The sequence below is a fragment of the uncultured Paraglaciecola sp. genome (assembly GCF_943787955.1).
Classification (GTDB): Bacteria; Pseudomonadota; Gammaproteobacteria; order Enterobacterales; family Alteromonadaceae; genus Paraglaciecola.
In genome coordinates, this window is the sequence record NZ_CALSOK010000002.1 from 406180 (window position 1) to 427147 (window position 20968).

General features: G+C 40.2%; 24 protein-coding genes. 14 read left to right on the forward strand and 10 right to left on the reverse strand.

What is annotated here, in order from left to right:
* Positions 1–14 precede the first annotated feature (14 nt).
* A complete protein-coding gene (locus Q0Y52_RS02475) occupies positions 15–377 on the forward strand; it encodes a DUF2237 domain-containing protein (protein WP_297817517.1) in 363 nt (120 codons plus the stop codon).
* 8 nt (positions 378–385) lie between these two features.
* Here Q0Y52_RS02475 and Q0Y52_RS02480 read toward each other — a convergent pair whose 3' ends face one another.
* The 6 genes from Q0Y52_RS02480 to tolC all read right to left on the reverse strand — a co-directional run bounded on the left by Q0Y52_RS02480 (position 386) and on the right by tolC (position 7530).
* Entirely contained in the window at positions 386–802 is a 417-nt protein-coding gene (locus tag Q0Y52_RS02480) for a DUF4112 domain-containing protein (RefSeq protein WP_297817520.1), read from the reverse strand.
* Between the two features lie 15 nt (positions 803–817).
* Positions 818–2098: a DUF819 family protein gene (locus tag Q0Y52_RS02485; protein ID WP_297817522.1), complete on the reverse strand. Its 1281-nt coding sequence runs from the start codon at positions 2096–2098 to the stop codon at positions 818–820.
* 191 nt (positions 2099–2289) lie between these two features.
* Positions 2290–3372 (reverse strand): ferrochelatase, encoded by a 1083-nt coding sequence (gene hemH, locus Q0Y52_RS02490; protein WP_297817525.1) that lies wholly within the window; start codon positions 3370–3372, stop codon positions 2290–2292.
* Positions 3373–3912: 540 nt separating this feature from the next.
* Positions 3913–4728 carry an ion transporter gene (locus Q0Y52_RS02495; protein WP_297817529.1) on the reverse strand — a complete coding sequence of 272 codons (816 nt, stop codon included), beginning with the start codon at positions 4726–4728 and terminating at the stop codon, positions 3913–3915.
* A 141-nt stretch (positions 4729–4869) separates the two neighbouring features.
* On the reverse strand, positions 4870–6060 hold the full coding sequence (locus tag Q0Y52_RS02500) for a hydroxymethylglutaryl-CoA reductase (protein ID WP_297817532.1): 1191 nt from the start codon (positions 6058–6060) through the stop codon (positions 4870–4872).
* Between the two features lie 102 nt (positions 6061–6162).
* The gene (tolC, locus tag Q0Y52_RS02505) at positions 6163–7530 is read right to left on the reverse strand and encodes an outer membrane channel protein TolC (protein WP_297817535.1); all 1368 of its coding nucleotides are present in this window, start codon (positions 7528–7530) and stop codon (positions 6163–6165) included.
* Between the two features lie 305 nt (positions 7531–7835).
* On the opposite strand from tolC, the gene nudF reads away from it, so the two are divergent.
* From nudF to Q0Y52_RS19370, 7 genes are all read left to right on the forward strand, one after another.
* A complete protein-coding gene (nudF, locus tag Q0Y52_RS02510; protein WP_297817538.1) occupies positions 7836–8471 on the forward strand; it encodes an ADP-ribose diphosphatase in 636 nt (211 codons plus the stop codon).
* The gene (locus Q0Y52_RS02515) at positions 8464–8907 is read left to right on the forward strand and encodes a DUF1249 domain-containing protein (protein WP_297817541.1); all 444 of its coding nucleotides are present in this window, start codon (positions 8464–8466) and stop codon (positions 8905–8907) included. The genes nudF and Q0Y52_RS02515 overlap by 8 nt, the downstream gene beginning before the upstream one ends.
* Positions 8908–8919: 12 nt before the next feature.
* Entirely contained in the window at positions 8920–9672 is a 753-nt protein-coding gene (locus tag Q0Y52_RS02520) for a metallophosphoesterase (RefSeq protein WP_297817543.1), read from the forward strand.
* A gap of 2 nt (positions 9673–9674) precedes the next feature.
* Positions 9675–10253, forward strand: coding sequence for a YqiA/YcfP family alpha/beta fold hydrolase (locus Q0Y52_RS02525; RefSeq protein ID WP_297817547.1), 579 nt, complete (start codon positions 9675–9677; stop codon positions 10251–10253).
* Positions 10254–10352: 99 nt separating this feature from the next.
* Positions 10353–12242: a DNA topoisomerase IV subunit B gene (gene parE, locus Q0Y52_RS02530; protein WP_297817550.1), complete on the forward strand. Its 1890-nt coding sequence runs from the start codon at positions 10353–10355 to the stop codon at positions 12240–12242.
* Positions 12243–12296: 54 nt separating this feature from the next.
* Positions 12297–12974: a hypothetical protein gene (locus Q0Y52_RS19365; protein ID WP_366939212.1), complete on the forward strand. Its 678-nt coding sequence runs from the start codon at positions 12297–12299 to the stop codon at positions 12972–12974.
* 49 nt (positions 12975–13023) lie between these two features.
* Entirely contained in the window at positions 13024–13584 is a 561-nt protein-coding gene (locus Q0Y52_RS19370; RefSeq protein WP_366939213.1) for a hypothetical protein, read from the forward strand.
* A 17-nt stretch (positions 13585–13601) separates the two neighbouring features.
* Here the strand turns inward: Q0Y52_RS19370 and Q0Y52_RS02540 are convergent, their stop codons facing one another.
* Positions 13602–13910 carry a hypothetical protein gene (locus tag Q0Y52_RS02540; RefSeq protein ID WP_297817553.1) on the reverse strand — a complete coding sequence of 103 codons (309 nt, stop codon included), beginning with the start codon at positions 13908–13910 and terminating at the stop codon, positions 13602–13604.
* Positions 13911–14002: 92 nt separating this feature from the next.
* Here Q0Y52_RS02540 and Q0Y52_RS02545 point away from each other — a divergent pair, with 92 nt between their 5' ends.
* Positions 14003–14188: a hypothetical protein gene (locus Q0Y52_RS02545; RefSeq protein ID WP_297817555.1), complete on the forward strand. Its 186-nt coding sequence runs from the start codon at positions 14003–14005 to the stop codon at positions 14186–14188.
* On the opposite strand, the gene epmB is transcribed toward Q0Y52_RS02545, so the two are convergent.
* Positions 14189–15214, reverse strand: coding sequence for an EF-P beta-lysylation protein EpmB (gene epmB / locus Q0Y52_RS02550; RefSeq protein WP_297817558.1), 1026 nt, complete (start codon positions 15212–15214; stop codon positions 14189–14191).
* A 34-nt stretch (positions 15215–15248) separates the two neighbouring features.
* Between epmB and efp the strand changes: the two genes are divergently transcribed.
* The 4 genes from efp to Q0Y52_RS02570 all read left to right on the forward strand — a co-directional run bounded on the left by efp (position 15249) and on the right by Q0Y52_RS02570 (position 18073).
* The gene (gene efp / locus Q0Y52_RS02555) at positions 15249–15818 is read left to right on the forward strand and encodes an elongation factor P (protein ID WP_297817562.1); all 570 of its coding nucleotides are present in this window, start codon (positions 15249–15251) and stop codon (positions 15816–15818) included.
* 64 nt (positions 15819–15882) lie between these two features.
* Positions 15883–16857 (forward strand): elongation factor P--(R)-beta-lysine ligase, encoded by a 975-nt coding sequence (epmA, locus tag Q0Y52_RS02560; protein WP_297817565.1) that lies wholly within the window; start codon positions 15883–15885, stop codon positions 16855–16857.
* 141 nt (positions 16858–16998) lie between these two features.
* On the forward strand, positions 16999–17439 hold the full coding sequence (locus Q0Y52_RS02565; protein WP_297817568.1) for a hypothetical protein: 441 nt from the start codon (positions 16999–17001) through the stop codon (positions 17437–17439).
* Positions 17429–18073: a hypothetical protein gene (locus Q0Y52_RS02570; protein ID WP_297817571.1), complete on the forward strand. Its 645-nt coding sequence runs from the start codon at positions 17429–17431 to the stop codon at positions 18071–18073. Before Q0Y52_RS02565 ends, Q0Y52_RS02570 begins: the two co-directional genes overlap by 11 nt.
* 377 nt (positions 18074–18450) lie before the next feature.
* On the opposite strand, the gene Q0Y52_RS02575 is transcribed toward Q0Y52_RS02570, so the two are convergent.
* Positions 18451–19050: a peptidylprolyl isomerase gene (locus tag Q0Y52_RS02575; RefSeq protein ID WP_297817574.1), complete on the reverse strand. Its 600-nt coding sequence runs from the start codon at positions 19048–19050 to the stop codon at positions 18451–18453.
* A gap of 17 nt (positions 19051–19067) precedes the next feature.
* The gene (locus tag Q0Y52_RS02580) at positions 19068–20225 is read right to left on the reverse strand and encodes a methyltransferase (protein WP_297817577.1); all 1158 of its coding nucleotides are present in this window, start codon (positions 20223–20225) and stop codon (positions 19068–19070) included.
* Positions 20226–20247: 22 nt separating this feature from the next.
* Between Q0Y52_RS02580 and Q0Y52_RS02585 the strand changes: the two genes are divergently transcribed.
* Positions 20248–20877: an alpha-ketoglutarate-dependent dioxygenase AlkB gene (locus Q0Y52_RS02585; protein ID WP_297817580.1), complete on the forward strand. Its 630-nt coding sequence runs from the start codon at positions 20248–20250 to the stop codon at positions 20875–20877.
* Positions 20878–20968: the final 91 nt, after the last annotated feature.

Sequence of the window (20968 nt, forward strand, 5' to 3'; positions counted from 1 at the left end):
AATTAAGAATATTTATGCCAAATGAAAAAAACGTTTTAGGCCAACCGTTAAAACTTTGCTGTGGAAATACTGGTTTTACCCGTGAAGGTTTTTGCTATGTGCCTTCAAGCGATCATGGCAATCACAGTGTGTGTGCAGTTGTTACTGAAGCGTTTCTAGCGTTCTCAAAATCAATAGGTAATGATTTATCTACTCCCATGCCACAATATGAATTTGCAGGGTTAAAAGCAGGAGATAAGTGGTGTTTGTGCGCTGCCCGTTGGCAAGAAGCATTTAATGCCAACTGCGCACCTAAAGTAGTGCTATCGGCAACCAACCAAGCATGTTTAGCCGTGATTAAATTAGAAGATTTAAATGCTTGCAGCATCCCCGAATAAATCAAGACTTAGCTATCCTGAGACTTTATCCATTTTTGAACAGCTTGCTGGCTGTTCGACTGGATTTGTTGATGATTCTGGCTAACCCACCACTTTTCCATAATACGCACATTTTTTTGGTTAGATTTATAAAGTAAATCCACCACATCCCCTACAAATGGGATTAAGCCCAGCAGAAAATCGATACCGATATTTTTTAGCATCGCTATCCTTAAAGCCCGCGGCACCGATATGCTTTTCGCCATAGCAACAATGCTCAAAGAGACAGCAGTCATTATCAGATCCCCTATCACCGGGATAAGGCCAATTAAAAAGTCTAATCCCAAGCGAACACCTATGATGGGTATGCGCACCTTATTGTCGGTCAAATTGGCCAACTTTTGTGCCTGCAAAAGCGCTTTGGGTGCCTGAACGGTTTCAGTCATTTCTTTTCAACGTTGTTATGCTTGGTTAATCACTTGCAAAATTTGCCCACAAAACCAAGCCATATAAGTGCCCACTGTATAACCAAATACAGCTAACATTACGGCTACAGGTGCCAGTGAAGGATGAAAAGCAGAGGCGACAATAGGCGCTGAAGCCGCCCCGCCCACATTCGCTTGGCTGCCTACTGCCATATAAAACAAAGGCGCTTTAATTAGCTTGGCAACAAGCAACATAAGCGAAGCATGGATTAACATCCAAATTGCACCAATCACAAAAAATAGAGGCTGATCTGCAATCATCGTTACATCCATCTTCATACCTATGGTCGCAATTAATATATATAAAAAAGCTGAGCCAATTTTTGAAGCGCCTGCTCCTTCTAGCTGACGCACTTTGGTGAAAGACAGCACCACACCAACCGTACTCGCAAAAACAATCATCCAGAAAAATTTACTATGGAAACTAAACTTCTGTGACTCAGGGAAGTTTTCAACAAAATATGGTGCAATAGTATCAGCAAACATATGCGCAAAACCTGTTACTCCTAGTCCCACCGCTACAATCAACATAATGTCAGTTAGGCTTGGAATGCGCGAATGTTCAGCCTCAAAACTCTTAACCTTTGCTTTAAGCTCATCGATTGCTGAAGTATCAGCACCCGTTTTAGCATCAATGGATTTTGCGTTTGCCGCCATAATTAACAGCACAGCCATCCATAAATTTGCCACTATGATGTCAACCGTTACCATGGCTGAGAACATCTGGTCACCTGCACCATAAATTTCTTTCATAGCCACTTGATTAGCACTACCACCAATCCAACTTCCTGCAACCGTCGTCATGCCTCGCCACACTGCATTGGGACCATCGACACCTAACAACTCTGGGAAAAAAGTAGCCACCAACATTAGAGCAATTGGGCCGCCAATCACGATGCCCAAAGTACCAGTAAAAAACAAAATAATCGCTTTGCTGCCTAACTTAGCTATGGCTTTTAAATCGACACTAATAGTCAATAATACTAAACAGGCAGGCAGCAGATAACGAGAAGCCACATAATAAAGCTGAGAGTTTTCGCCATCAATCAAGCCAAAGGTATTTAACAGCGAAGGTAAGAAATAACAAAGTAAAACTGACGGTACAAACATATAAAATTTGCGCCAAAAAGGAGCTTGGCTGTTGGCGGTATAAAATACTAAACCCAGTAAAATCGCCAAGATACCCATAACAGTAGCATCGTTGGTAAAAAATGGGGTGTGGCTCAAAGCTTGATCAGTTAGGTTGTGTGTAGACATGGAAATTCCCGTTCTGCATCCGTCTTATTCACCCATAACTGGGTTTGCGCGGCTTTTCTGATTATTATCTAATAATACCCATCAGATTATGTAATTCTAGCGACGTGAGCAACATAAGAATGTAAATATTATGTTAACACACGCCGCTGAACAGGTCTTGTTTGGCAATAATGCAGTATAAATCAAATTATTTACTTCTGGGCCCCTTTAGCTTTTGCCAGTTCATTGCGAAGTGCAGTGCTCTCTGAGATTGTTGCCCAGCCTTGCAAGTGAGACTCAAGTAAATTTGTAAGGGCTTGAATATGTGCTTCATCTGCATTCAGTGCCGCAATATATTCATAACGTTCACCGCCGGCTTCAAGAAAATATTCACGATTCTCTTCGCCAATTTCCTCAATTGTTTCTAAACAATCTGCAGCAAACCCTGGACAAACGATTTGTACTGATTTTATGCCTTGCTCTGGAAATGCCTTAAGCGAATGATCAGTATAGGGTTTTAACCATTCTTCTCGACCAAAACGTGACTGAAAACTGGTGAAGTGTTCATTATCTTTGAGGCCTAATTCTTCTGCAATTAGCCTAGAAGTTTTATGGCATTCACAGTGATAGGGGTCACCATTTAATAAATAACGTTTAGGAATGCCGTGATAGCTAAAGATCAACTTATCGGCTCGACCATGTTGCTCCCAGTGAACTTTAATTTTATCTGCCACCGCTTTTATATAATCTGAGTTGTCATGGTAATGCGTGACAAATCGCAGTTCAGGTATCCAACGTCTTTTACTGAAACTCTGGGCAATTGCATCAAAAGTAGAGCCGGTTGTTGAGGCGCAGTATTGTGGGTACAGCGGCAATACCAATAACTTTCTTACCCCCTGCTGTAACATTTTGTCGACCACAGAATCTACGGAAGGTGAACCATAGCGCATGGCAAATTCTACCTCTATATTATCGCCATACTGTTGTTTCAGGTTTTCTCGCAATGCATTGGCTTGATCTTGAGTGTGATACATAAGCGGTGAGCCTCGATCAGTCCACACAGTCTCATAAGCTTTAGCTGAACGTTTAGGTCGAATATTCAAAATCACCAGATTTAAAATCATCCACCATAGTAGTCTTGGCACTTCCACCACTCTGGGGTCAGATAAAAATTCTTTTAAATAACGTTTTAATTCAGCTTTTTTAGGCGCATCGGGTGTGCCCAAATTTGTGACTAACACACCCACTTTATCATTTTGGCTGTGGGTAAAAGTTGGACTACCTTGGTATTTCATGAATAACTCTTAATGACATTAAATAGGGAAAAACGAGTACTCGACATAATAACATTAGAACACGCAAAAAGGTTTTTTTTGGACGAGTCGCTCAAAAAATCCATGTATGAGTTAGTTAACCGTAAATGATGCTCTGGGAAGCTCGCGTCTACAATATGCCTCTCCCAATATCTTCGATGATACATCTATCACTTCACCGCAGTGCTAATCAGCGAGTATTGAAGCCAAATATAAGCCCACTGTTCGCATTTATTAAAAACAGTATTATTAAGAACAAGTTAATCCACCGTTATGTAAAGTAGAACGCACCGAAGGATTATTAATAGATAAGCCACTCGTCACAGCACCCAACAAAATAGTAAAGATACTGAAGGTATTATCATTCTTACAGTCATAACTTAAATGTAGAAACGGCATGACAAATAGAGTTTTCTAAAACAACTGCAATATTGCTAACAGATCCTTTTACAGCCAGCCTTTAGCTTATAAATATTTTTGGTTAACTGAAACAGTCAAAAATACTCATACAGTAGATTAAACTTAAGAGTCTTTCCTGTCATTTATCGTTAATATCTGGCGCTGTAATTGAGATATCTGTAGGGATATTTCTTTAAGGCTTGGTTCACCTTCTTCTTCTAAAGCTTCGGCTCGTGCATTAGCATTTTCTTGCTCCATGACATTCACTACTATGCCAATGACCATATTTAGAAATGCAAAAGCGGTGAAAAAGATAAAGCTCAGATAAAATATCCAACTCAACGGAAACACTTCCATGGTTTCATACATCACATCGGTCCAATCTTCGAAAGTCATCACTCTGAAAAGTGTCAGCAAGGAGATAATAATATTTCCCCATAGATCAGGATTAATGGTTGCGAATAAGGTGCTACCAACAGCAGCATAAATGTAGAAGATGATAAACATCAGTAACATAACATAGCCAAGTTGTGGCATAGCTTTAATTAACGACACCAATAAGATTCTGAGTTCAGGGATGATAGAAATCATTCTCAGCACTCTAAATACCCTGACTAATCTTGCCACCAACGCCAACTCAGTATTATCTGCGGGGATCAAACTAATGATGACGATCAAAGTATCAAAGATATTCCAGAAACTTCTGAAAAAATCTCGCTTACGATGCTCAGCCATAAATCGGATAGTAATTTCAGTCAGGAAAAAAGCGCTGATAAACCAATCAAGAAACTTGGCAATACTGTAAATGTTTTCTGACATTTCATAGGTTTTAGCCCCCACCAATAATGCTGAAAAGATAATGACAGTCACCACAAACATTTCGAATAATTTGTTTGAGCGAATTTGAATAAATTTGTCTTGTAGGGTCGAAGCTTTCATATTGGGACGTGGGTCTCTCAAGTTGCATAATCGGGGATAGACTAGTGTTTTAATAGAGGGTGTCAACAATTAAGCTTTGGCTGTCAATCAATTATCAACAACCAAAAAAATTGTTATTTAGCTTAGGATTTTATTTCGAGGTTAGCGGTTTCTTCCTAAACTATCGTGACTTGTGACCCAGTCACCTGCCAATACCGCGGCGCTAAGGGACAATTCACCAGCCAATACAGTGGCCCCGATAATTTCTGCAAGCTTTTTCACTTTGCCTTTACCAAAACACCCCATTAGCTGTAAACATTCCTTTTGTGTGGGTAATGCAGTACCACCGCCATAAGTAGCGACAATAAGTGATGGAATAGTCATAGCTAAATAATAATTACCCTCACTGTCCACATCGACAAAGCTTATGGCCGCAGAAGACTCGGCTACGTTGGCGGCGTCTTGCCCACAAGCAATAAATATGGCGGCGATGGCATTGGGTGAATGCGCTCCGTTATTCACTGAGCCCGCCATCATGCTGCCAACATTAGATATTTGGCGCATCTTAAATAACATATCTGCCGAGACTCCCAAATTTTCTCTTAAAAGTTGGTTGCTTATTGTGACTTCTGCAATCACTCTTTTACCTCTAGAATGCAAGGTATTCAGTTGTGAATGTTTTTTATCTGTGTCCATTGCACCTGACAAAGTGTATCGCTGTAAACCTGGATACGGATAGTTGGCTTTTATCCATTCGCAAGCTGCAAAACAGGCTTTGCTCACCATATTCTGACCAGCTGCATCACCAGTAGTGAAATTAAACCTTAGATAACGCATCCGCGCAGCAGCGTATTGCTCAATGTTTCGAAGTTGCCCAACTTGGGTAGTTGTTTCAGCTTGCGACTTAATTTTGGCAAAATTATCTTCAATCCATTCGCCCATTTGACGAGCTTGTCTGGCGTCTTCAAATATAAAAACAGGGGCCCGCTGCATGGCATCATCTACTACTGTGACTTTAGCGCCACCTGCTGCAGTAATAACTCGCATACCTCTGTTATAACTAGCGACTAATGTGCCTTCCGTAGTCGCCAAAGGCACATAAAACGCACCATTAGCGTGTTCACCATCAACCAGTATGGGGCCAGCAAGGCCGATAGGTACTTGAGCCACTCCAACAAAATTTTCTATGTTACCGGCTGTTTCCTCGGGTTTAACTGAATAATAACCAATATGTTTCACAGACATTTCAGATTGCTGGTTAACAAAATCACGACGTTGCATAGCCAATGACTCGGTATAATTGTTATTCTTATCTCGGGGAACCGACGGATATTGCTTATTATTATTAGACATAGGTTATCGCTTATTTTTCTTTTGTTGTCTGGGCATTATTTGTAGTGAAACAAAAATAAAAAAGGGCGGCAAAAGCCACCCTCTAAATCTGATTACATAATCTTAGCTGACTTTCGCAGGCATTAGACCACGGTTAATGTCTACCAAATCTTGCTCGGTTAGATTTCCCGACGCACGTTTCAAATCCAATATCGCACTGATAAAATCATAACGAGCACTGGCTAGTCGTTGCCTAGCATCAAATTGGTTTCTGGTGCTGTTTAGCACATCCACAATCGTTCTAGTTCCTACATCAAAACCCGCTTCTGTTGCTTTTAATGCACTGTCCGCTGAAACAACGGCTTGTTGTAAGGCACGAATAGTTGATGTTGCAGCAATAACATCATTATAAGCGGAGCGCACTGAACGAACTGTGGAACGGTAAGCCAGTTCTAAATCTTCACTGGCAGCCACAAATCGATATCTAGCTTGAGCAGTCCGGGCGGTGACTGCACCACCAGAATATATAGGGACACTTAAAGTCAAGCCTATTGAATTATTGTCTCTGGCTGGAAAATCACTGTTACCATTTATCTCAGTATCGTTTCTACCATAACTGCCTCCCAGCGAAAGGGTCGGGTAATGCCCTGCTTTGGCTGATGCTATGTCGTCTTTTGCGATGTCTTTTGAAAAATTTCTGACCATAAGATCAAGATTCTTTTCTTCCGCGATCTCTAACCAATTATCAACACCTTCAGGAAGGGGGCGCGAAGCGCTGAAATTTTCGGTATTCAGTACCGAAATGTTGCTATGGTATTTACCAGTGATCTCACGCATCTGCTCCAAACGTAATTCGACCACATTTTCAGTAATAATTTCTTGGGCAACAGTATTATCAAAATTAGCTTGGGCTTCATGCACATCAGTAATGGCGGTTAAGCCAACATTAAAACGTTGTTTAGTTTGTTCTAATTGTCGTTCAATGGCGCGTTTTTCAGCTTGCACAAAAATAAGGCTATCCTTGGCTCGAAGTATGGCTAAATAAGCGTCAGTAGTTCTGATAATTAAATCTTGTTTAGACAACGCATAATTTGTGTCGCTCTGATGCGCCACTTTCTCTGCACGAGATAATGCGACCCAATTTTGTCTATCGTAAATCGACAAATTCAGATTTAAACCTAAACCTATATTCTTCGAATCATTTTCAATTATACCAACCACAGGTTGCCCATTTAAATCAGTTTGGAAGTTAAATTGTTCTTGTGTGCTGTCTGAATAACTAATAGAGCCAGAAACTTGAGGCAATAAACTTGCTCGGCTAATTGATATACCTTCAAAAGCCACATCTCTATTAGCTTTAGCGCGGTTGGTAGTTGGGTCTTTCTCAACTGCCATTTGATAAACTTGATACAGATCATCTGCAAACACAGACGTAGAGAGCCCCATGCTGATCCCTATGTAGATCATCGACGACAAAAATGTTTTTTTCATTGGTAGTCCTATGTGTTTCTTTATCCGATCTTAGCCATGTTCTCAATGGAAGGTACGCATTAGCAAATTAAATTTTATGTATGGGTAAAGTCTAAGCAAATCATGTGTTAAGTAACAACCCTTTGTAGTAACACCCAGGCTTCAAGTGTAACAGAATATTATAAATTAACAGAGTGTAGGCGAAGAGCATATGAAACCTCGCTATGCTAATCTTAATTTTTAAGCGTTTGCGTATGGTCTATATAACTCAGATATAAGTAATCAAGATAACTTATGTGTAAGTACTCAAATAATCGGAGAATAGTTTGCCAAAAGATCAACAAAAAATTCAACAGTTTTCAGGTAAGGATGTACAAATATTAAGTAAGGAAACCCTGTATCAAGGCTTCTTTAAAATGGTTAAATACGCTTTCAAGCATAAATTATTTCAAGGCGGATGGAGTGATGTAGTTGTACGAGAAGTTTTTGAACGAGGCCACGCTATCGCTGTTTTGCCATACGATCCTGTGTTAGATGAATTTGTAATGATTGAGCAAGTGCGTATTGGTGCAATACCCACCTCCTCTTCACCTTGGTTACTGGAAGTGGTTGCAGGGATCATTGATGAAGACGAAACACCTGAAGACGTCTGTTACCGAGAAGCGAAGGAAGAAGCGGGCCTTGATTTAAAGAAGTTGCATAAGGCTTTGAGCTATTTATCTAGTCCAGGTGGCACAACTGAACGCTTACATATTTTCATAGGCTTGGTAGATGCCAGCGATGCTAAAGGTGTACATGGTTTAGAATATGAAAGTGAAGATATTTTAGTGCACAGAGTGCCCGCCGCTACAGCATTTGATTGGATCAACACAGGTAAAATTGATAATGCTGCTGCGCTGATTGCTTTACAATGGTTTGCTATGAATAAACAACAAGTATTGGAAAATTGGTCACATGACTAAAGAGATAGGTCGTAAATATATTCCCAAGTTAGCCAACATGCATCAGGTGTGTGAGGTTAACTATGGACGTTTATTAAGATTGCTTCCTGACTGCGATACAGAAGATTTAGAGTATCAGTTTCGAGTGAATGCTAGTTTGTTGTACACCATTAAAATTATAGACTGTAGCCGCTATACCAGCACCTTAGAAATGTCACAAAAAAGCCAAACGGGGTATGCATTTTTACGTCCAGTGGTACAGGTGAGGCTATATCACGATGCAAAAATGGCAGAAGTGCTTAGCGCTCAGAATATCGGGTCTCTGAAGCCAAGCTACCAATACCCCAATACCAAGATGTATCAGAAAAACGAAAAAGAAATGGTCAATTTATTTTTAGCCGAATGGGTGCAGTTTTGTTTAACTCAAAGCAACCAACTGCATGCTTCTCAAACCTAATTCATTGCCAAAATGAAAATCATACAAATTTCAGATTGCCATTTATTTGCAGATAATCAAAAGGTTGGTTACAACAACATCAACCCTTTTCAAAGCCTGAAACACATACTGGCTGAAGTTAAAACACAGCAGCCAGACGTGCTGTTAATAACGGGAGACATCAGTGGTGATGGCTCTGGGCAAAGCTACCAACATTTTTCTGGTTTAATCCATGAAACAAAAATTGATTGTCAAATTGGCATTATTCCAGGCAACCATGACAACCAAGCACAACTAAAGGCAAATGTTTTTGAAAAATATCTGTGGTTGAACAATCCACGAATAGTTTTACCTAACCAATGGCATATTCATTTATTAGACACCCAATACCAACAATCAATTGGTCGAATATCAGTGGATAGCTTGACCTCTTTAGCTGAATATTTAAGCCAACACACACACGATTATCACTTATTGGCAACTCATCACCACGCTGTTCCCTGTGGGGGCTGGATGGACAAACATGAATGGAAAAACCGGCAGATGTTTAATACTATTGTCGCAAAAAATCCGTCAATAAAGGGGGTGGTTTACGGGCATATCCATATGGCGATTGAACAGCAGATAGACCAGTGTTTATATATGGCTTGTCCCTCTACTTGTTGGCAGTTTGCCAACCAAGAAACGTTTGCTACGAACGATTTAATGCCAGGGTATAGAGTGATTAACCTGCTGAAAAATGGTCAAATAAACACCTTCACTGTTCGAATAAAAGAGCCCATTTAACTGTGCAATATGTTGTTATTTATCTTCATGGATTTCTAAGTTCTCCGCAATCTCAAAAGGCGGTGCAATTCCTTAAGTATGTCAGGGCTCACCATCCTGATTTAACCATAGAAATACCACAGCTTGCTAATTATCCTAATGATGCGCTGGCTATTATCGAACAGCTCGTCGCGGAACATAAAGGTAAAAAACTGCGGTTTATTGGTAGCTCTTTAGGGGGGTTTTTATCCACATTTATGGTGGAAAAATATTCAGGTAAAGCCGTATTGATTAACCCTGCAGTGCGCCCTTTTGAATTGTTAGTCGATTTTTTGGGTGAACATATTAATCCCAATACCCAACAACCCTTCTTACTAGAAAAGAAACATATTGATGAACTTCGTCAGTTGGATACACCAACGTTGAACTCAAAATCTGATTATTGGGTATTATTACAAACTGCGGATGAAACCTTGGACTATCGTCAGGCCGAAACCAAATACCAAGATTATAAATTAAATATAGAACAAGGTGGGGATCATAGTTTTCAAGATTTTCAGAGATTCTTACCAGATATTTTTAGGTTTCTACTGCAAGACTAATTGAAGCTTGGTATAACATGTTGCCTATGGCACAAATATTAGGTTGTAGGTATAACACCACAACCAACATTCGCATAATAAGAGCTCTGATTAAAAACTATGTCAAACGAATACAACGCAGACGCTATTGAAGTATTGAACGGCCTAGAGCCAGTTCAACGCCGCCCCGGTATGTACACCGATACCACGCGACCCAATCATTTAAGCCAAGAAGTCATTGATAACAGTGTTGACGAGGCCTTAGGTGGTCATGCTACCTCTATTCGAGTGGTATTACACTCAGACCAATCCATAGAAGTCACGGATGACGGTCGAGGAATGCCTGTAGACATTCACCCTGAAGAAGGTATTTCAGGGGTTGAGTTGATCATGACTAAATTGCACGCTGGCGGTAAGTTTTCGAATAAAAGTTATCAGTTTTCTGGTGGTTTACATGGCGTCGGTATTTCTGTGGTCAATGCCTTATCTAAACGGGTGGAAGTTAATATTCGTCGTGATGGCAACGTCCATCAAATTGCCTTTGAAAACGGCGACAAGGTTCAAGAGTTAGAGATTATTGATACCTGTGGTAAACGCAACACAGGCACCAAAGTTCATTTTTGGCCTGACCCAAAATACTTTGATTCTAGCAAGTTTTCTGTCACTAAGCTTTTACATGTGTTGCGTGCTAAAGCAGTGTTATGTCCGGGCTTAAGGATTCGATTTGATGATAAAGTCAACAATGAAACTACCGAGTGGTACTTTGAAGATGGTTTACGTGACTATTTATATCAATCAGTAAAAGAATATGTGACTTTGCCACAAGATAGCCCCTTCACAGGCGCAATTTCAGGAAACACTGAAGCTGCAGATTGGGCAGTTATGTGGTTACCAGAAGGTGGTGAAATGATCACTGAGAGTTATGTGAATCTTATCCCCACGGCCCAAGGCGGAACCCACGTTAATGGTTTACGCCAAGGATTGTTGGAGTCAATGCGTGAGTTTTGTGAATTTAGAAACCTAATGCCACGCGGAGTCAAACTCACACCAGAAGATATTTGGGAACGATGTAGTTATGTCTTATCCACCAAAATGCAAGATCCACAATTTGCAGGTCAAATAAAAGAACGTTTATCTTCGCGCCAAGCCGCAGCTTTTGTATCTGGAGTGGTTAAAGATGCTTTTAGTCTATGGCTCAACCAACATACTGATGTCGCTGAGTTGTTGGCCGATATGTGCATCAATAACGCACAAACCCGTTTACGTCAAAGTAAAAAAGTCGCGCGCAAAAAAGTCACTCAAGGCCCTGCTTTACCTGGAAAACTCACTGATTGTTCGACGCAAGATACCAGTCGCTCAGAATTATTTTTAGTAGAAGGAGATTCTGCTGGAGGCTCTGCAAAGCAAGCAAGGGACCGTGAATTTCAAGCTATCATGCCACTGCGAGGGAAAATCCTTAACAGTTGGGAAGTAGACTCGTCTCAGGTATTAGCTTCACAAGAAATTCATGATATTTCCGTAGCCTTGGGGATTGACCCTGACTCAGAGGATTTAAGTGGCCTTCGGTATGACAAAATTTGTATTTTGGCAGATGCTGACTCCGATGGTTTACATATTGCCACATTACTTTGTGCACTATTTGTTAAACATTTTAGAACTCTGGTGAATACCGGTCACGTTTATGTGGCTATGCCTCCACTGTTCAGAATTGATATAGGTAAAGAAGTATATTACGCCTTAGACGAAGGTGAAAAAGAAGGTATTCTAGACCGCATCGTCGCTGAGAAAAAACGTGGCAAAGTGAATGTGCAGCGTTTCAAAGGCTTGGGTGAAATGAATCCTTTGCAATTGCGCGAAACTACCATGGATCCGAACACCCGTAGGTTAGTGCAACTGATGGTAGACGATGCAGACCAAATGTTAGAAATGATGGATATGCTGCTATCCAAAAAACGTGCACCAGACCGAAAAGAGTGGCTTGAATCCAAAGGCAATATGGCGATTGTTTAGATATTTGTTTTTAGTCAATATACATATCAATTATCAGGCTTAAAGGCACCTATTTTGGCTAAAACTTTTACATATATCAGTTTTTTACTGCTGCTGATAATCATCGTTATTGCTGGTCTTTTTATAACCGTAATCGAACCTAACCCTGCAGTTGTTTCTAATAGTGGTGAACAGGTCAACCAAGCAGAATCAGTGAAAAAACTGATGACGCAACTCAGTGATAGTATTAAAAATAGAACGAACAGACAAAATATCGATATTACTCAAGATCAACTCAATAGCTTACTGGGTTTTGCACAGCGCGCTCATGGAAAAATTAAAGGCCAGGTTTTTATCAATTCACACGCAACCAGAATTTTGGCTAGCTACCAGCTGCCAAAAAATCCTGTTGGTCAATATCTGAATATTGATATTTTATTGTTACCAGGACTTGGTATTAAAGTTGGTCATGTGAAATTTGGATTTATAAATATTCCTGGTAATTTAGCTTTGGGGACCCTTGTCTACTTAGCTAATTGGTATACCAACAGTGATATCGCCAGTCAATTCGTTCAGCAAGTAGAGTCGGTCTCTATGAATGAGCAAAAGATGCAATTATCCATACTGCCACTGGATAAATTTCTCAGAAATTTAAACGATGTCAAACAAGGTGTGGGCGGCGGCAGTGATGAGGATATGCGCCTTAGAACGGCGGTATTATTTGAAACAGCTGTCTTTATTAAGCATAGGTAAAAGGTCAACACCACAATCTTTGGCTAACTATATTGGACCAATTTTTAGTTTGGCAAAAAAACGCTCCAATTACGACACTGCCCCTAAAGAAAACGAAGCCGCAATTTTCGCACTAGCGATATATGCTGGGCATCATAGATTTGCTAATTTAGTGGGAGATGTTCAGCCAAAAAAGGGCAAGGTAGCCATGCCTAAAGCCAAGTCCATGTTAAAATCCCGAACCGACCTTAATCAACATTTTATTTTCTCTGCCGCCTTAAAAATATTATCAGAACAGGGGCTGAGTATCGCCATTGGTGAATTCAAAGAATTGATGGACAGAAGTGACGAGGGCAGTGGCTATAGTTTTGTGGATTTGGCGGCCGATTTTGCTGGCGTGGAGTTTGCTATTACTGCCACTAATCCGTCAAGTGCCGGTTCAGTTCAGTCTATATTAGCTGGTATTACTAACGAAAACGTCTTTTTCCCAAACATTGATGGGTTACCTGAAGGTTTAAGCAAAAGTGATTTCACCCGAATATTTACTGAAGTTGACAGTCATAAATACCTAGAAATGGTGCGAAGTATCAACCAAAGGATTGCTGAATTACCCATACATCAGTCACGCTAAAAGCTATAAATTTATAGCTAACGGGCAGTTTTCTGAAATTTATTTAACGTTTTCAGCATCAATTCTATTTTCATTACTAAGCTGGGCAATTGTTCTTTTAAAGAATCTTGGGTGGTTTTTTCTAAGGCCAGCACTTCATTCGCTAATTCTTCTACGTAGGGTTTGAATAATCGACTACTTATAATAAAACCAGCATCTTCGGCAAAAACTGCACTAAACTTGCCCTTACCATCATGTTGCAGACGGCTAATAACTTGGTCAGCATCGATAGATTTTCGATAAATAACTTGAACATTTTCACTGAGAGTTTGAATAATGGCCTGCATAGCTAAAGATTTGCTTAAGGTTGTCGATAAAATTTTGATGAGGGTGATTTTGCCCTTTTTTGTACTCTGCTACAAGTATTAAGGAACACTGTATGGATATTTCAGGAGCAAGTTCCTCGTCGGTTAGTTCGACGCTTGAAATAAAGTCTCTACAACTTGCTAAATCACAGCAAAAAATAGAGGGCCAAGCGACATTAGAACTATTAGAGGCAGCTGCATCACCTAAAACTTCGTCTTCTAATCCATCAATTGGGTCTAACATCAACACTTTTGTTTAATTAAGGATGAAGCTGTAAATCAAGTGGCGTTTTGCCGGGCTGGCCACCTATTTCTCTCACGAGTTTAGGTACCAGGTAACCTGGCTGACGCTTTATTAATTCCCTCATCAGTTCTTTTGCTTTATGGTCAGGTAAGTCAAAATGTTCAGCCCCTTGTACCTTATCCAAAACATGTAAGTAGTAGGGCATCACGCCTATTTCGAATAACCCTTCATTTAAAGCAATTTGTTGGTCCGCAGTATCGTTTATACCTTTCAATAACACCGCCTGATTAAGTAATGTGACTCCTGCCTGTTTTAACTTTTGCATTGACACTGTCAGCGCATCGTCAATTTCATTGGCATGATTAACGTGTAACACCATCACAGGTTTTAAACGAGATTGCGAGAACCATGTAATTAACTCCGTTGTTATTCTAGAAGGGATAACCACAGGTAAACGTGTGTGAATACGTAATCGTTTAATATGTGGGATAGCCTCAATCTGTGCTGTTAACCAAGCTAAAAATTCATCCTTCGCCATCAGCGGATCGCCACCTGAGTATATGACTTCATCGATTTGTGGATTAGCTGAAATATAATCTAACGCTTGTTGCCACTGTTGTTTATTTAGATGGTTATCACTGTAGGGAAAGTGCCTTCTAAAACAATAACGGCAATTCACCGCACAGCCCCCTCTGACGAGCAGCAACAGACGATTGTGATACTTGTGCAATATACCGGACTGTTTATTGTTTTGCTCTTCTAATGGATCGGTGGAATAACCTGGTGCTGGATCAAATTCCTTGCGGCTAGTGAATACCTGCATAAACAATGGATCAAGTGGATCACCTTTTTTCATTTTGGCAGCAAAAGTACGTGGTACTCGCATTGGAAAAAGTTGCCGCGCCTTGATGTCATCTGTGAAGTCTTCTGCAGGTAATTCCAAATATTTGAGCAACAAAATAGGGTTAGAAAATGACATCGCCATTTCTTTTTGCCAGTTACTCTCTACAGTCATCAGTTTTTTAGGTATTATTTGTAACAATTACAGACTCAGCATAGTTATATTACGGGGACACATGGCGAATTTCAGCACAAATGAGTTTAAATCGGGCTTAAAGATAATGCTCGACGGCGAACCTTGCAACATTCTTGAAAATGAATTTGTTAAACCGGGTAAGGGGCAAGCCTTTAGTCGGGTTAAAATTCGTAAGCTTATATCAGGAAAAGTAATTGAGAAAACCTTTAAATCAGGGGATTCGGTAGAAGGTGCCGATGTTATGGATACTGACCTAGCCTATTTATACACAGATGGTGAGTTCTGGCACTTTATGAATAATGAAACATTTGAACAAATTGCCGCAGATGAAAAAGCGGTGGGTGAAAACGTTAAATGGTTAGTAGAAAACGATACTTGTACCATAACGCTATGGAACGGTGCTCCTATTGTTGTGCAACCAGCAAATTTTGTTGAACTAGAAATTACTGAAACCGATCCCGGCCTTAAAGGTGATACTGCAGGTACCGGTGGCAAACCAGCCACTTTATCTTCTGGCGCTGTTGTAAGAGTGCCTTTATTTGTGCAAAAAGGCGAAGTCGTTAGAGTGGATACTCGTAACGGTGAGTATGTGTCTAGAGCACAAAAATAGTTTATATATCAAAATAAAAAAGCCCACATTAGTGGGCTTTTTTATTATTTTAAATGGAATAATAATGCGATCAGAAAACTGGCGGCCTAGCGCTTCAATTAAAGTATTAAGAAAACGCGCCTTAGTTCTACAAAAAATCAGACTCTTTTTTGCACAGCGTGATGTGCTTGAAGTAGACACTCCCATATTAAGCCACGCCTCAGTGACAGATGAACATTTACATTCTTTCTCTACACAATTTAAGCATCCATTTTCACCGCAAACGAGTATCTTGTATCTACAAACTTCACCTGAATTTGCTATGAAAAGGCTCTTAAGTGCTGGTAGTGGACCGATATATCAAATCGGTAAGTCTTTTAGAAATGAAGAAGCTGGGCGTTTCCATAATCCTGAATTTACCATGCTTGAGTGGTACAGGCCGGGCTTTACTCATTTGCAATTAATGACCGAAATTGATGAACTTATGCAGCTGGTTTTAGATTGTGATTTAGCTGAACGTGTCACCTACCAAGATATATTTAAACAGCACTTGGGTTGCTGCCCACTAACAGCGAGTCTGTCTGATATCAAAACCCTGGCTAACCAACACGGCTATGATGAACTTACTGCCAATGAAAACAACAAAGATACATTACTCATGCTGTTGTTTAGTCAACACGTAGAGCCCCAAATTGGGCAAGTCCGTCCTTGTTTTGTAATGGACTTTCCCGCTAGTCAAGCTGCTTTAGCAAAAATAAGCTCCACTAACCCATTGGTAGCCGAACGGTTTGAGTTGTATTTCAAAGGCATCGAATTAGCAAATGGTTTTCATGAACTGACCGATGGGCCAGAACAACTGAAACGTTTTGAACAAGATAATACTAAACGTCAAAATATGGGACTGGATATCATGCCCATTGATAGTAATTTTATTGCGGCGATAAACTTCGGCCTGCCAGCATGTTCAGGTGTGGCTCTGGGTGTTGATAGACTTTTAATGCTTGCATTGCACTGCTCTGAAATTGACCAAGTCATCGCTTTTGAAAATAGTCGCGCATAGATTGAACATTTTAGCTCGACACACTGTATATTTGGTTGAGATGATGCATGCAAGAAAACCATTGGTTTAGAGTCCGTTAAGGGGCCATAACTTAATGCTGGATCAATAGAAAATTATCAATTTAAGGCCAATCAATAACCTATGTCTGATGTACAACTCCCCCTTCTGCAAACTGAGTGGCTCACCTTACAAAACCAATTCGATAGTTATGAGAAATGTTCTCTGGTTATCAAGCTCTTTAGTATCTTAGTCTGCTGCATTCTGGTTTTTGCATTAAATGCAGGTGTATGGTCGATGTTAGTCGTTGCTATCTTATGGCTACAAGACGGTATTTGGAAAACGTTCCAATCGAGAATAGGCAAACGCCTTGAAGTAGTCGAACAAGCAATTCAAGACAACCCACACCACGCTCCAGAGCTCTTATTACAAATGGGAATGCAGTTTAATCTTGCGTGGAGCCAATCAAGGCCTCAGGCCATTGGCTTGATTAGCGAATACATCAAACAATCACTTAAACCTACAGTAGCTTATCCTCACGTGCTTTTAATTGCTTTAGTCATTGGAGAGTTGTATGTCAGCTAACCAGAAACACTACCTTATTGGTTATGGCAGCTTACTTAGCCATGATAGTCGCTCACGCCATTCCAATATTTTTTGCCCCAATATGCCTATTGTTGCACACGGATGGCAGCGAGAGTGGTTGGCAAGAGGTATGGCACACTTACAAACAGCTTTAGGCGTGTCGAAAGTTGAAACGGCTAGCTTGAACGCAGTGTTATTGCGCATTAAACAAATATCACCTGAACTTCGTGACCGTGAGCAAGACTATCAATTCATAGAAGTCGCCCCTGACAGCATAGTGGCCGCCCAAGAGTCTGAGTTAGCACAGACTGAACTTGCCAACATTCGAGCTAACCCAGACACCTGTAAAATATTTATATGTGCCAATATGCATAAATTACCAGCCAACAGCCAATATCCTATCTATCAAACATATATAGATACGTGTTTAGTGGGGTGTTTTGATATGTGTGTCACCAATTTTGCCTCAGAATTTATCCAAAACACACACTTTTGGGAGCATGGTTGGATAAACGACCGCCATGACTGCCTTTATGCTAGACCTGCAACAGTTACGCAACAGCAACATCAACAAATTGACCAGCTATTAGCACAACATCAAGTATTAGAATATCGCCAAGAAACTAAACGTTAAAGATCAAAACGTCGTCTAAATTCAGAGTGCGAAAATTAAAAATAAAGTTACAAATCTTATTGGTAAACAGTTAAACGCCTAGATTGGCTAAGTATACTGGTGAGCGAAAAGTCAAAAACAGACAAGACCTCGTTACTTTTAATCAACAAAGGCCACAAATATGCACCCCAATATGGCAAAGGTTGCTTTAGAGACGGCCAAGCTGTTGTTGGCTGATGCTTGTGAACAACCCCTCACTGAAAGAGTATTTACTTTCACCTGTTGACAATGGAAAATCTATCAATCTACAGATAACACTCAGGTTCATATGTAAAAGATTGATTAAACTCGCAATCAGGACCAAACACATTTGTTTGAATTCTTCCCCCCGTAGATAATTAACCCGGTGGTAATACCATCACTTTTATCAAAATCACCTGCTCTACCGGTACGTCTGACCAGCCATATTTGGGGTCAAAATTAGTTTTCACTGCGGCCATTTTATCCAATACTTCATACCCTTCAACAACTGAGCCAAATGCGGTATAACCCCAATTTTTTCCAGGATTTAAGCTGTCGTTATTGCTCATATTGAAGAAAAACTGGCGAGTGGCAGAGTGTGGGTCACTCTGTCTTGCCATGGTAATGTTGTACATCACATTTTTTAAGCCATTGCCAGACTCATTGAATATTTTCCCAAACGATGGTTTTTCTAAAAAGTTGCTGTCATAGCCACCACCTTGCACAACAAAATCAGGCACAATGCGATGAAAAATGGTGTCTTCATAGCTGCGCTTGTCGACATAACGCAAAAAATTATTCACGGTAATAGGCGCTCTGGAACGGTCTAACTCAACGATGATATCTCCCATACTGGTCACCATTTTGACGTGGGGGTAATAATTACCGGGCTGAATATGTGATCCATCATCCTTAGCTTTTGCTGAGGTTAAGGATGAGGCGATGACAATATATGCGACAAAAATTGTTTTTAACATGGTGATAATCCTAGAGCCTATCGTTTCGTAGCAGACAAAATACTGAATTTTTGATTGGTTGCAACTGTTGCTGCATTACCAAATAGTCTTTTTAGTTTATTGGGGTAATCTAAATGGCGATTACCCACCACAACCAACTGTCCGCCATTTTGAAGCACTGACTTGGCATCTTTAAACATTTGCCAAGCAATGTGATCCGTGACGGTATTTTGTTGGTGAAAAGGTGGGTTACACAGCACCATATCCGCTTCAGTAAATTTAGATTTTTGAGTGAAGTTATCCAGACAGTTGTTTACAATAAAATCACATTGATGTTCTTTTTCTGCCATGTTGACCAATACATTTTTTTTGGCAGAGGCAACGGCCATATATGACTCGTCAACAAACACGACCTTAATGTGTTTACTTTGATCAAGGATATGTAACCCCAACACACCATTACCACAACCCAAATCAATAACCGTTTTGTTATTCATATTTGCTAATTTGGATAAATGCTCGAGCATAAACCTTGCGCCAATATCCAATTGCTGACGCGCGAACACGTTAGCCAAATTACTGATTTTAAACCGAGGTTTGTCGGTAAACCAAATAGTTGGATAAAGACTGGAATCAGATGTAATTCCCGCAGGCTGACAAAAAACTAAACGTGCTTTTTTCTTTGCTAATGAAGTAGTGGTGTTACCTAAATATTTTTCGAACAAGGCTAAGGTAGATTTTTGTATTAAGTTGGCCTTGCCTGCTGCTATTACTGTAGTTGAGGGTGACACTCTGGCTTGTAAGTCAATTAACTGTTGCTCAAGTAAAGCGGTAGTTTTGGGAACTTTGAGTAAAACGACTTCTACTGGTGAGTCTATTGGTGTCACTGAATCATAAAATGAAACTGACTCAATAGGGATATTATTTTGCTGCAAATTCACCAAACAAGATTGTTTAGCAACAAAAGAATCACTCACCCATATAGGTTTTGAATCAGCAAACCAGCACGCTAAGGCACCAAAATCATCATTATAAATACTAACCGATTGATTCTTTATGTCTTGAAAATTTTGTTCTACATATTCAATTATATACTCATCTGCAGCATCCCATGCTTGCCAACTCGGATGTTGTAAGTCTTGTGGATACCTAACTAACTGCAAATTTCTGTCTAAAAGCGTTAAACTGGTGTTCATTTTTGTCCAAATCTGATGGGTTATGCAACAATCACTGTTTGAATCACAATATGATAACACGCCAATACAGCTGGACATGCCAGATGCAGACCTAAAATACTACCCTAATTTTTTTTCGCCAGCAGAAGCAAACATTCTGATGAGTAGACTGCAGCAGTCTGTAGAATGGCAGCAAGAACAAATCACTCTATACGGGAAAACCTTTAATATACCAAGATTACAAGCCTGGTATGGCGATAAAGATGCGAGCTATCAATATTCCAATTTGAGCATGTGTCCTTTGCCATGGAGCCCAATATTACTTGAACTGAAACAAAAGTGTGAAAACGTCAGCCATTGTTCGTTTAACTCTGTTTTAGCAAATTTATATCGCCACGGCCAAGATAGTATGGGCCGCCATGCAGATAACGAGCCTGAACTAGGTCACCAACCTGTGATCGCTTCATTAAGCTTTGGTGAAACACGCAATTTAGACTTTTATCACAACGGCACTAAAGATAAGGTTAGAATACCCTTACACCATGGCAGTCTGTTGATAATGAGTGGCGATACTCAAACATATTGGCAACACAGCATGGCTAAAACCAATCAAGTACGCGCAGCGAGGATCAACCTCACATTCAGGCATATTCACAAAACCGCGCATCCTTAGCACTTAATCATATAAATACCTACCTAAAAACCAACAAAAAATATACCGATAACAGTCAATGAGTTATGCTCAAAGTCGCGTGCTTTGTCAA